Origin of the sequence: Thermomonospora umbrina (assembly GCF_003386555.1) — a bacterium.
GTDB classification, from domain to species: Bacteria; Actinomycetota; Actinomycetes; order Streptosporangiales; family Streptosporangiaceae; genus Thermomonospora; species Thermomonospora umbrina.
Genome location: NZ_QTTT01000001.1, coordinates 810,784 through 822,560 on the forward strand (window position 1 = coordinate 810,784; position 11,777 = coordinate 822,560).

The following is an 11,777-nucleotide window of genomic DNA, read 5'->3' on the forward strand; positions in this document are numbered from 1 at the left end:
GTTCGGCGTCCTTCCAGCGCCGTCACCGCAGGAAGGACATGCATGCAGGAGCTGCGCCTCGTCGCGGTCAGCGAGGACGGCACGTACCTCGTGCTGGCCACCGCGGGCCGGGGCACTCGGTTCACCCTGCCCGTCGACGACCGGCTGCGCGCCGCGGTCCGTGGGCACTTCTCCCGCCTCGGCCAGTTCGAGATCGAAGTGGAGAGTCCCTTGCGTCCCAAGGAGATCCAGGCCCGCATCCGGGCCGGTGAGACGGCGGAGGAGATCGCCGAGTCCGCCGGCATCCCGGTGGAGCGCGTCCGCTGGTTCGAGGGTCCGGTCCTGCAGGAACGCGAGTACATGGCCCAGCAGGCGCAGCGGGTCCCGGTCCGCCGCCCCGGCGAGACGGCCCCCGGACCGCCGCTCGGCGAGATGGTCGAGGAGCGCCTGAACCGCGGCGGCGTGGACCTCGAGGACGTCGAGTGGGACTCCTGGAAGTGCGAGGACAGCAGTTGGCGGGTCCGGCTGTCGTTCTTCGACGACGGCCGCCCGCACGCGGCCGAGTGGCTGTTCGACCCCCGCCGCCGGCACCTGTCGCCGCGGGACGAGGTCGCGGCGCGGCTGACCGCGCAGGAGTGGGACGGCGGCGCCGCCGACGAGTCCGCCGACACGGTGACCCCGCTGCTGCCGCGTCGTCCCGCCATGAAGATCGTGCAGGATTCCCCGTCCCCGTCCCCGTCGCAGTCCCCCGCCGCCGCGTCCCGCACGACCGCCGCCCAGGCGGCCGAGCCCGCGCGCCGCGAGTACGCCGTCGAGCGCGGACGGACGCCCGACCCCCGCCCGCAGGCCGAGAACGCGCCGGCGCCCCTGACCCCGGCGCCGCCGACGCCCGCCGCGGCCCCGCCGCGCCCGCCCGCCACGCCCGCCACGCCCACCGCGCCGTCCGCGCCCGCCGCTCAGGCGCGCCCTTCGGGTCCGCACCGGCCGCTGCCCGAGCCCGACCTGTCGGTTCCGCCGCCGCCCATGCCCCGGGCCGAGGAGCCGCCCGCCCCGCCGAGGCCCGCAGTCCAGGAGCCGCCCGCCCCGGCCGACGCCGAGGACGACCCACCCGCCGTGGTCGAGGAGCCCGAGACCGTTCCCGAGGTCGTCGCCGAGGAGCGGCCCGCCGAGAACGAGCCGGAGGCCCCGGCGACCGAGGAGGACGAGCCGGAGGTCCCCGCCGCCGAGCAGTCCCCCCAGCCCGGGCCGGAGCCCGAGGCGCAGGTCGACTCCGAGCCGGAGGAGGAGCCCGAGCGGGCCGCCGCCCCGGCTCCGGCGCCGCGCACGCCGGCCAAGCCCGCCGCCGCCAAGGCGCGGTCGCGCAGGGAGAAGACCCCTGCCCGGCCCGCCCCCGCGGCTCCCGCCGCGCCCGCCCCCGCGCCCGCCCCCGCGGCGGCCGCGGCACCGGCCGCCGAGGTCCCCGTCGCGGAGCCCGCCGCGGCACGGGACGTCCCGGTGCCCGCGCCCGCCCCCACACCAGCCCAGCGGCAGAGCGCCGCCGCGCGCCGGCGCAAGTCCAAGGGCAAGCGGGCCTCGGTGCCCTCCTGGGACGAGATCATGTTCGGCGCCCGTCGCCCGGACTAGTCCTCCAGGAAGGGGCCGATCCACTCGGGCGTGATGCCGTGCGCGAACGCGACGGCGTCGGACTCGCCCATGTCGAGGGCGGGATACGCGCCCTCCCCCGCCCCCACGCCGACCGTCAGGGTGGCCAGGCCCAGCCGCCGCTGGAACAGCGTCCGCCGCAGCCGCCAGGCCACCACGGCCCGGTGCTCGACGACCGCCTGGCGACGGCGCAGCGACCCGGACCGCACGGTCAGGCGCGTCCCGTCGGTGGCGTGCCCGAGCTGACGGTAACGGTCGAGCCCCAGCGGCACCGCGATCAGCGCCGCCGCCAGCGCGAGGGACACCGCCCAGGACCGGCCTGCCGGGACCGCCAGCGCCGCCAGCAGCAGCGGCGGCCCGGCCGCCCGGACGATCCGGCGACGACGCGCGGCGGGCGGATGCCGGATGAGCGGCCCCGGCAGCCGGTCGCCCAGCACCCGCGACGCCGCCGCCGACGCCACCGGACGCGGTGAGGCGGGCAGCAGACGTCCCCGGTGGGCCGTGTCGTCCAGACCGGTGACGAGCGCGCTCAGCCGAACGACCCCGGCGGCCCGTTCGAGGGGGTTGTCGGCCAGCTCGACCCCGCGGATCCGGCGGCGCTCCAGCGACACGCTGCGTCGGGTGAACAGCCCGCGCTCGGCCGCCACGGCGGTGCCGCCGCCGGTGGAGCGCAGGGTGAAGTCCCAGTTGAACAGGGCGAACACGACCACCGAGGCGATCGGCATGGCGGCCAGGAAGACCAGCGCGAAGACGACGAACACCCCGCGCGGCCAGCCCGCGACGTCGTCGCCCAGCTCCGACAGCCGCCGGTCGTCGATCAGGCCCAGTTCGTCGCCCAGGTTGTACAGGGCCCCCAGCAGACTGCCCGCCAGCGCGAACGGGGTCAGCAGATAGGCGCCGCTCAGCGGGGCGAACAGGTACCAGCGGGGCCGGGCGCGGGCGAGCACCGCCGAGCCCTGCCGGTCGGCGGCCGGACGAGCGTCGTCCCCGGTCATCAGCAGGGCCCGGAGCCGTTCGGCCTCGGCGCGCGAGACCGCCCTCAGCTCGCCGTCGCCGCCCTCGGATCCGGCGTCGATCTGCACGATGGCCAGGCCGAACAGCCGGTGGGCCAGGGGCGCGTTGACGTCCACGCCCCGTACGCGCTCGCGCGGGATGGTCTTCATCGAGCGGCCGAGCAGGGCGCGCCGCAGCTCCAACCGGTCGTCGTGCAGCGTGTAGGTGAAGGTGGCCCACTTCGCCAGGTGGAACAGCAGCCCGAACGCCAGCCCCAGCAGCGCGAAGTAGAACGCCGTGGACAGCCCGCCGACGACCAGCCCGGCCGCCCCCGCCGCCAGCAGACCCAGCAGCTCGCGCAGCGCCCCCACCGCGACCGTCATGGGATGCAGGCGGCGCGGCCGGGTCGCCGCCGGCGGGGCCAGGGGCCTCATCGGGGCCTCATGTCGCGTCGTCGCGCAGGCCGTGGGCCCGGTGGGCGAGATCCTCGGCCAGGCGTGTCGCCACGTTCACCGGCAGGCCGGCGACCTGGGAGGACCCGGCGTGGGAGGCCGTGCTGATCTCGATGGTGGCCAGCCCCAGCAGGCGTTCGATCAGACCCTGCTCGGTGTCGACGGTCTGGATGCGGCTGACCGGCACCAGCAGCCACTCCCGGGAGAACCAGCCGGTGCGGGTGTACACGACGTCGGCGCTGACCTCCCAGCGGTGCACCCGGTAGCGCCAGGCGGGGGCGACCGCCACCAGCAGGGCCCCGGCGACGCCGGTGACGACGGGCAGCCACCAGATCCGCCCGCCGGCCCAGCCCGGCAGCCAGTCCGGGTCGGCGGAGTCGACCCAGGCGGCGACGCCCCAGGCCAGCCCGAACGCCACCGCCCAGGCCGCCAGGTACTCGATCGCCCAGTGGGCGATGGCCCGGGGGGAGACCCGGTGGGCGGGCGGCCGCAGCCTCGGGCCCGCCGCGGCCCGCCCGGGCCCGGCGGAGGGGTCGGACCCGGCGGACGGGCCGTCGTGGCGTCCTGAGTCAGTCGCCGTCACATCCGAAGTCTAGATGGGGGGTGGACGTCCGCTCTGGTCCCTTTACCGGGCGGTCAGGAATACCTGGCCACCTCTCGTGCGTTGCATGACGTTTCCGGTGGTCTCAGCGTTTTGTCAGACCCGTGTGCGACGGTGGCCTCCTTGCCGGCGGCCTGCCGGCGCGCTGACAGCGGTTCCGAAAAAACTGGATGCGGCCGGAAGATTCGCGACATAGGTTGACATGCCGTCGCGTCAACGCCGTGAGATGTCCTGCGTCACGAGTTCCAGGGAGTTTGAACATGACCTATGCGATCCAGGCCGAGGGCCTGGTGAAGCGGTTCGGCGAGACCCGGGCACTCGCCGGCGTGGACCTGACGGCCCGCGCGGGCACCGTCCTGGGAGTCCTCGGGCCCAACGGCGCGGGCAAGACCACCAGCGTGCGGGTGCTCGCCACCCTGATCCAACCCGACGAGGGCCACGCCCAGGTCGGCGGGTACGACGTCGTCACCGACGCCCACCGGGTGCGCCAGTTGATCGGTCTGACCGGCCAGTACGCCGGGGTCGACGAGATGCTCACCGGCACCGAGAACCTGGTGCTGATCGGCCGGCTGCTCGGGATGTCGCGCCCGGAGTCCAAGGGCCGCGCCGCCGAGCTGCTGGAGCGCTTCGAGCTGAGCGACGCCCGCGACCGGGCCGCCAAGACCTACTCCGGCGGCATGCGCCGCCGGCTGGATCTGGCCGCCAGCCTGGTCGGCCGGCCGCAGATCCTGTTCCTCGACGAGCCCACCACCGGGCTGGACCCGCGCAGCCGGGGCGGCCTGTGGGACATCGTGCGCGGTCTCACCGAGGAGGGCGTGACCGTGCTGCTGACCACCCAGTACCTGGAGGAGGCCGACCAACTGGCCGACGACATCGTGGTGATCGACCACGGCCGGGTGATCGCCCGGGGCACTCCGGACCAGCTCAAGACCCAGGCCGGCGGCCAGGTGCTGGAGGTCCGGCCGGTCACCGAGGCCGACCACGTGACCGTCGCCCGGATCGTCGCCGAGCTGGCCGACGCCCAGGCCGAGGTCAGGGACGGCCTGGTCAGCGCGCCGATCACGGATCCCGCGGTGATGCCCGCGGTGGTCCGCAGGCTGGACGAGGCGGGTGTCACCGTGGGCGAGCTGTCGCTGCGCAAGTCGAGTCTCGACGAGGTGTTCTTCGCCCTCACCGGACACCGCGCCGAGGCGGACGCCGCCCCGGCGGAGACCCCCGAGACGGTCGAGGCGGGCGTGTGAGCGCCGCCGTCCCCGCCCCCGCCCGCCCGACGACCTCCGGAACGGAGCCGATCTCATGACCACCGCCACCCACGCCGGGCACGCCGCCCGGCTCGACCTCGGCAAACGGGTCTCCCCCGGCACCACGGTGCGCAACGTGCTCACCCTGGCCTGGCGGAACCTCGTGCAGATCAAGCACAACCCGATGGAGCTGATCGACCTCAGCATCCAGCCGATCATGTTCGTGCTGCTGTTCGCGTACGTGTTCGGCCCGTCCATCGGCGGCACGGTGGACGGCTATCTGCCCATCGTGATCCCGGGCATCATCGCGCAGAACGCCCTGTTCGCGACGATGACCACCGGGTTCGGGCTGAACGTGGACGTCACCAAGGGGGTCTTCGACCGGCTGCGCAGCCTGCCGATCTCCCGGCTGGCGCCGCTGTCGGGCCGGATGCTGGCCGACATGGTCAAGCAGGTCTGGTCGATGGCCGTGCTGCTGGTGGTGGGCTTCCTGATCGGTTTCCGGATCGACACCGGCCCGCTGCAGACGCTGGGCGCGCTGGCGCTGCTGCTGGCGTTCACCTCGCTGTTCGCCTGGGCGTCGGTGTTCATCGGGCTGGCGGTCGGCGAGCCGGAGAAGGTGCAGATCTTCGGGTTCACCATCATCTTCCCGATCACCTTCCTCAGCTCGGCGTTCGTACCGATCTCGGACCGGGCGCCCGACGTGCTGCAGTTCATCATGCGCAACAACCCGATGACGCACCTGGTGGAGGCGGTCCGCGGGCTGCTGGTCGGCGACCAGAGCACCGGGGCGCTGGCCAATCACCAGTCGGGCGGATCGGTGGCCGAGCACGCCGTCATCGCCCTGGCCTGGGGCGCGCTGATCGCCGCGATCTTCATCCCGCTGGCCATGCGGGCGTTCAAGCGCCGGGCATGAGCCGGGGTCGACGGCCGTTCCCGCCCCTCACGCAGAGGGCGGGGACGGCCGTTCCAGGTTCAGGAAGGCCAGCACCGCGTCCTCGTCGCGGGCGCGGCCCCGTTCATAGGCGACGGTGAACGCCTCGTCGCCCAGCGAGGCCCGCAGCGACTCCTCCAACCGGACGTGCTCGGGGCGCGACCGGTCCCGCATGCCGCGCACCGAGTGGCCCATGCCCAGCAGTTCCGCCGCCCGTTCCAACGCGCCGTCGTGCCGTTCCACGTCGGCGAGGCCGGACAGGCCGGTGGCGAGCACGGGGTTGTCACGGGACTCCACCGCGAGCCGCAGGCCCTCGAGGTTCACCGCCCGGGCGGTGGTCCGGTCGCCGGACGCGGCGGCCAGCCTGGCGCGCGTCAGGATCAGCATGGCGCGGAACTGGATCGGGCCCGAGTGCCGGCCGACCAGCAGCCGATCGATCCGGTCCAGGTCGCGGGCCGCCTGCTCGAACCCACCGGTCTCGACCGCGAGGTCGGCGTTGACGAACAGCATCCAGATCTGCGCCCACGTGGAGCCCGAGCGTTCGGCGTCGCGCATCGCCTCGTCCAGCAGCCGCCGCGCCTCGTCGTGGCGGCCCATCATGAACAGCTCGCCGGCCATCCTGGTGTGGGCGTGCCGCACCGCGTCGGCGACCACCCCGAGCCGCTCGATCTCGCCGAGCGCCTCCTCGTAGAGGGCGAGCGCCTCGGCGTGCCGCCCGTCCCACGACAACATCTCCGCCTGCGCCGTCAGCGCGAACGAGATGCCCCAGCGGTCGCCGGTGCCCCGGAACCCCGTCAGGGCGATCCCGAAGTCATGGCGCGCCGCGTCGAGCCGGCCCGAGTTGAGCGCCATCTGCCCGTGGACGAACCACGCCATGGACGCCACCCACGGATCCGGGTCGTCGCGCAGGGGCGCCATCTCGTCCAGGCGGCGCGGGGTGGTCCCGTCGGGCCCCAGACCCCTCAGCATCGCGCCGAACAGCCTCATCATGGGGTGCTGCGGCTCGTCCCCCAGCCCGTCGCGGATCTCCTCGGCCTGCAGCAGCCACCGCTGGATCTCCGCCACGTCGCGCGGGCTCCCGAACGAGCCCAGCGCGGCGAGTCCGGCGGCCACGGCGGTGGTCTGGTCGGCGGGCAGCCCCGGCATCGCCAGCACCTCGGCAGTGAAGTCGGCGCCCTCGGCGGCCTGGCCGCGCAGCCACCAGTACCAGCCGAGGCGCGCGCACATCCGGATCGCCAGGGCGGCGTCGCCCGCGCCGATGGCCCAGCGCAGGGCGGCGGTCAGGTTGTCGTGGTCGCGGCTCAGCCGGGCCAGCCACTCCACCTGGTCGCCGCTGCGCAGCCGGGGGTCGGCGGCCTCGGCGAGATCGGCGAAGTACTCGGCGTGCGCCCGCCGGTACCGCTCCTCCTCGCCGGCCTCGGCCAGTCGTTCCAGGCCGTACGCGCGGATGGTCTCCAGCATCAGGTAGCGCGGGACCTCCTCGGTCGACACCGGCGCGGCGCCTCCCGTCTCGGTCCTCAGCACCACCAGCGACTTGTCGACCAGCGCGCTGAGCACCTCGAACACGTCGTGCCCGGCCAGGGCGTCCCCGGGGCAGACGGCCTCGGCGGAGGCCACGGTGGCGCCGCCGGCGAACACCGCCAGCCGCCGCCACAGCGCCCGTTCCGCGTCCTCCAGCAGCTCCCAGCTCCACTCGACCACCGCCCGCAGCGTCCGGTGGCGGGGCAGCGCGCTGCGGCTGCCCGCCGTCAGCAGCCGGAACCGGTCGTCGAGGCGTTCGGCGAGCTGCCCGGCGGTCAGCGCCCGCAGCCGGGCCGCGGCCAGCTCGATGGCCAGCGGCATGCCGTCCAGGGCCCGGCAGATGCGCACGAGCAGGCCGACGTTGGCGGCCGTCACCGTGAAGCCCGGACGCACCGCGGCGGCCCGGTCGGCCAGCAGCCGGACGGACGGGAAGGCGACCGCCTCCTCGGGGGACGCGTCCGACGGCGGCAGCGGCAGCGGCTCGACGGGCCACAGCGTCTCTCCGGTGATGCCCATCGGCTCGCGGCTGGTGGCCAGCACCCGGACCTGCGGACAGTCGGCCAGCAGCCTGGCCGCCAGCCCGGCGGCGGCGTCGAGCAGGTGCTCGCAGTTGTCCAGCAGCACCAGCATCCGCTTGCCCGCCAACGCCGCGCCCAGTCGGTCGAGCGGATCGGTGGTCTCCACCGCGCCCAGCCCGCCGCGCGCCGAGATCAGCGCGGTCTCCCGCAGCCCCAGCGCGGCCAACACGGCGTGCGGCACCTCGGCGGGGTCGGTGACCGGCGCCAGCTCCACCGACCAGACCCCGTCGGGCATCGACTCGTGCAGCCGGTCGCCGCACTCCAGCGCCAGCCGGGTCTTGCCCGCCCCGCCGGGCCCGATCAGCGTCACCAGCCGGGCCTCGCCCAGCATCTTGACGACCCGGTGCATGTCGTCGTCCCGGCCGATGAAGCTGGTCAGCCGGGCCCGCAGGTTGCCGAGCCGGGGCCGCTCGTCCGACGCCGGAACGGGCGGGGTGGCCGGGACCGGCGACGGGGGGTCGGGCAGCAGCACGGGGTCGCGGCGCAGCATCGCCAGGTGCAGGGCCTGAAGCTCCGGCGACGGGTCGACGCCCAGCGTGTCGGCGAGCAGCCGCCGGATGTCCGCGTAGACGGCCAGCGCCTCGGCCGGCCGCCCGGCCCCGTACAGCGCCCTCATCAGCCGCGCGCGCAGCGGCTCGCGCATCGGGTCGGCGGCGGCCAGCGCCTGCAGCTCGGGGATCAGCTCCGCGTGGCGGCCGAGCGCCAGGTCGGCGTCGACGCGGTCCTCGCGGGCGGCCCGGCGCAGCCCTTCCAGCCGGGCGACGGGCCCCTCGGCGAAGGGCAGCCCGGACACGTCCGCCAGCGCGGGTCCTCGCCACGACGCCAGGGCGTCGCGCAGCCGCGCCGACCGCTCGGCGGGATCGGGGACGTCGCGCGCCTCGGCGACCGCGGCCTCGAACGCGTGGGCGTCGACCGCCACGACGGGCACGGCGAGGCGGTAGCCCCCGGCCGGGGTCTCCACCAGGTCGCGCCCCACCGTCGCCCGCAGCCGGGAGATCAGCGACTGCAGGGCGTTGGGCGCGCCGGCCGGGGGCCGGTCCTCCCACAGGTCGTCGATGAGCCGTTCGGTCGGGACGACGCGCCCGGCGTCCAGGGCCAGCCGGGTGAGCAGTGCCCGCAGCCGGGCGCCGCCCACCGTGACCTGACGGCCGTCCTCGGTCACCTCGACGGGCCCCAGGATCCCGATCCGCACGTTGTCAGACACCCGAAGATTGTCCCCCGTCGACGGCGGAGTCCGGTCCGGAAGCGCGACACGCCCCCGGGAACGTTCCCGGGGGCGTGCTCACGAAGGGTTCCGGCTCAGGCCACGTGCGTCCGGGGCTTGGCCTCTTCCCGGCTGGCCAGCTCGAACTCGGCGCGGGGCTGCTCGATGCTGCCCAGCGAGATGGTCTCCCGCTTGAACACCATCGCCAGCGTCCAGTCGGCGAGCACCTTGACCTTGCGGTTGAAGGTGGGCACCCGGGACACGTGGTACGTGCGGTGCAGGAACCAGGCGGCCACGCCCTTCACCTTGATCCCGTACACGTGCGCGACGCCCTTGTAGAGGCCGAGGCCGGCCACCGAGCCCGCGTAGCTGTGCACGTACGGCTTGAGGGTCTTGCCGCGCAGCGACCGCACGATGTTGTCGGCGAGCACCTTGGACTGGCGGACCGCGTGCTGCGCGTTCGGCGCGCAGAACTGGCCCTCCTGCGTCAGGTCCGGCACCGCGGCGTTGTCACCGGCGGTGTAGGCGCGGACCACGCCCTCGACCGTGAGGTACTCGGTGGCCTTGACCCGGCCGCGCTCGTCCAGGGGCAGGTCGGAGTTGCGCACCACCGGGGCGGCCTTGACGCCGGCGGTCCACACCAGCGTGCCGGCGGGGAAGCGGCCGCCGTCCGACAGCTCGATCTCCTCGTTGAGGGCCGACTGCAGGAACGTCTCCATCTTCACGTCGATGCCGCGTCCGCGGAGCTGCTCGGCGGTCCACTTGCCCATGTCCGGGCCGACCTCGGGGAGGATCCGGTCGGCGGCCTCCACCAGCACCCACCGCATGTCCTCGATGGAGACGTTGCGGTAGTACTTGGCGGCGCTGCGGGCCATGTCCTCCAGCTCGGCGAGCGCCTCGACCCCGGCGAACCCGCCGCCGACGAACACGAAGGTCAGCGCCTTGCGGCGGATCTCGACGTCCTTGGTCGACTCGGCGATGTCGAGCTGGGCCAGCACGTGGTTGCGCAGGTGGATGGCCTCGCCGATGGTCTTGAAGCCGATGCCGTGCTCGGCGAGGCCGGGGATCGGCAGCGTCCGCGAGACCGAGCCGGCCGCCATCACCACGTAGTCGTAGGAGATCCGCTCCGGCGGACCCGCCACCGGCTGCACGATGGCCCAGCGCTCGTCGTGGTTGAGCTCCGTCACCCGGGCGTTGAGCACGGTGCAGCGGGGCAGCACGCGGCGCAGCGGCGCCACGACGTGGCGGGGGGACAGGTTCCCCGCGGCGGCCTCGGGCAGGAAGGGCTGGTAGGTCATGTAGGACTGGGGGTCGACCACGGTGATCTTGACCTCGCCCCGCTTCAGCTCGCGGCGGAGCTTCTTCTCCAGCCGGAGCGCGGTGTACATGCCCACGTAGCCGCCGCCCACGATGAGGATGTGGGGAGCGCCAGGGGTGGGGGAGCGCCTGGCCATGACGGCCTCCTAAGTGGCTCGGTCCATCTTGTGAAGACATTCACAAGCTATCCGACCAACGGCGCCGAACGCGATTCCATTCCTTGGCAAGAACGCAATAAGTTTCCAGTCGAGCAAACTGGACCGTCGCTTACCGAGTGAACTTCGCCACTCCTTCACGAAAAACTGGTCATAAGCGTACAGACCACCCATGACCAACGTCACAGCACCACGATCCGGACAGACCGGGAGGTGGAGTGACACGCGTCACCCCCGCCCCGCACGTGTTCCGGACCGGTCCGGTCGGCGCGCGGCCGGGCCCGCCCGTCGCCTCGCCCGGGTCCGCCGCCCGGTTCCGCACGGACGCACGCGCGGCGAGGCTCTAGGGTGGAGCCGCGAGGAAGGCGCCCGCCTCCCGCGGTGCGCGGCACGGCACCGCCGCGGGGCGGAACCAGCGAGGATCGCCCGGGAGCGTTAGTCGAATGAAGAGCACGAAGCGACGTCCGCGAGCGGCCGTCGTGGCCGCGGTCGCGCCGGCGACCGCGCTGGTCGGCGCCCTGGCCGGATGCGGGCTGACCGGGCCCGCCATGAGCGCCGGGGCCGAGCTCGCCGAGTTCACGGTGACCAGCCCGTCCTTCCACGACGGCAAGCAGTTGCCCGCGCGGTTCGCCTGCCCGTCGTACCCTGGGGGCCAGGGCAGGACTCCGCCGCTGCGGTGGTCGGGCGCGCCGAGCCAGACGACCAAGGCGTTCGCGATCGTGGTCGACGACCCCGACGGCTCCGACGGGGCGTACGTCGGCTGGGTCATCGCGAACATCGACGGCACGATCAACGAGCTGGTCGAGGGGGCCCGTCCGGAGAAGGCGGTGGAGGCGCTGAACACCAGCGAGAAGACGGCCTACGTCCCGCCGTGCCCGCCCAAGGGCGAGCGGCACCGCTACCGGTTCACGCTCTACGCGCTGAGCGAGCGGCTGGCGCTCAAGCAGGGCGCCCCGCTCAAGGAGGCGCTCAGCACGATCGCCAAGTACACGGTGGGCCGGGGACGGATCACCGGGAACTTCGGCGACCTGTAACGACGTTCGACCAAGGGTCCGCGAGCGAGGGGGGACGATGTCCGCGAACGGTGTGACAAGGGTCATAGCGGTCGGCGAGAATCGTCGAAGGCCCCCCCGGACCCAGGCGCTAGCGTCAGGCGGCAGG

The 11,777-nt window shown here is 74.2% G+C and carries 8 protein-coding genes; 4 read left to right on the forward strand and 4 right to left on the reverse strand.

The window, feature by feature from the left end:
* Positions 1–42 precede the first annotated feature (42 nt).
* Positions 43–1,602, forward strand: a complete 1,560-nt coding sequence (gene sepH, locus DFJ69_RS03580) for a septation protein SepH (RefSeq protein ID WP_116021159.1) — start codon at positions 43–45, stop codon at positions 1,600–1,602.
* Here the strand turns inward: sepH and DFJ69_RS03585 are convergent.
* Together DFJ69_RS03585 and DFJ69_RS03590 are read right to left on the reverse strand one after the other, a co-directional pair.
* A complete protein-coding gene (locus DFJ69_RS03585; protein ID WP_116021160.1) occupies positions 1,599–3,047 on the reverse strand; it encodes a PH domain-containing protein in 1,449 nt (482 codons plus the stop codon). The genes sepH and DFJ69_RS03585 overlap by 4 nt on opposite strands.
* A gap of 7 nt (positions 3,048–3,054) precedes the next feature.
* Positions 3,055–3,648: a PH domain-containing protein gene (locus DFJ69_RS03590; RefSeq protein ID WP_245973981.1), complete on the reverse strand. Its 594-nt coding sequence runs from the start codon at positions 3,646–3,648 to the stop codon at positions 3,055–3,057.
* A 278-nt stretch (positions 3,649–3,926) separates the two neighbouring features.
* On the opposite strand from DFJ69_RS03590, the gene DFJ69_RS03595 reads away from it, so the two are divergent.
* A complete protein-coding gene (locus DFJ69_RS03595) occupies positions 3,927–4,907 on the forward strand; it encodes an ATP-binding cassette domain-containing protein (RefSeq protein ID WP_116021161.1) in 981 nt (326 codons plus the stop codon).
* Positions 4,908–4,962: 55 nt separating this feature from the next.
* A complete protein-coding gene (locus DFJ69_RS03600) occupies positions 4,963–5,823 on the forward strand; it encodes an ABC transporter permease (RefSeq protein ID WP_116021162.1) in 861 nt (286 codons plus the stop codon).
* Between the two features lie 27 nt (positions 5,824–5,850).
* Here DFJ69_RS03600 and DFJ69_RS03605 read toward each other — a convergent pair whose 3' ends face one another.
* Both DFJ69_RS03605 and DFJ69_RS03610 read right to left on the reverse strand, forming a co-directional pair.
* Positions 5,851–9,144: an ATP-binding protein gene (locus DFJ69_RS03605; protein ID WP_116021163.1), complete on the reverse strand. Its 3,294-nt coding sequence runs from the start codon at positions 9,142–9,144 to the stop codon at positions 5,851–5,853.
* A gap of 95 nt (positions 9,145–9,239) precedes the next feature.
* Entirely contained in the window at positions 9,240–10,598 is a 1,359-nt protein-coding gene (locus DFJ69_RS03610) for an NAD(P)/FAD-dependent oxidoreductase (RefSeq protein WP_116021164.1), read from the reverse strand.
* Between the two features lie 461 nt (positions 10,599–11,059).
* Between DFJ69_RS03610 and DFJ69_RS03615 the strand changes: the two genes are divergently transcribed.
* A complete protein-coding gene (locus DFJ69_RS03615) occupies positions 11,060–11,650 on the forward strand; it encodes a YbhB/YbcL family Raf kinase inhibitor-like protein (protein WP_116021165.1) in 591 nt (196 codons plus the stop codon).
* Positions 11,651–11,777: the final 127 nt, after the last annotated feature.

Excerpts from the sequence above, each read along its gene's own strand:
- DFJ69_RS03595 (WP_116021161.1), top strand. The coding sequence starts at position 3,927 with ATGACCTATGCGATCCAGGCCGAGGGCCTGGTGAAGCGGTTCGGCGAG.
- DFJ69_RS03585 (WP_116021160.1), bottom strand. The coding sequence starts at position 3,047 with ATGAGGCCCCTGGCCCCGCCGGCGGCGACCCGGCCGCGCCGCCTGCAT.
- DFJ69_RS03600 (WP_116021162.1), top strand. The coding sequence starts at position 4,963 with ATGACCACCGCCACCCACGCCGGGCACGCCGCCCGGCTCGACCTCGGC.
- sepH (WP_116021159.1), top strand. The coding sequence starts at position 43 with ATGCAGGAGCTGCGCCTCGTCGCGGTCAGCGAGGACGGCACGTACCTC.
- DFJ69_RS03610 (WP_116021164.1), bottom strand. The coding sequence starts at position 10,598 with ATGGCCAGGCGCTCCCCCACCCCTGGCGCTCCCCACATCCTCATCGTG.
- DFJ69_RS03615 (WP_116021165.1), top strand. The coding sequence starts at position 11,060 with ATGAAGAGCACGAAGCGACGTCCGCGAGCGGCCGTCGTGGCCGCGGTC.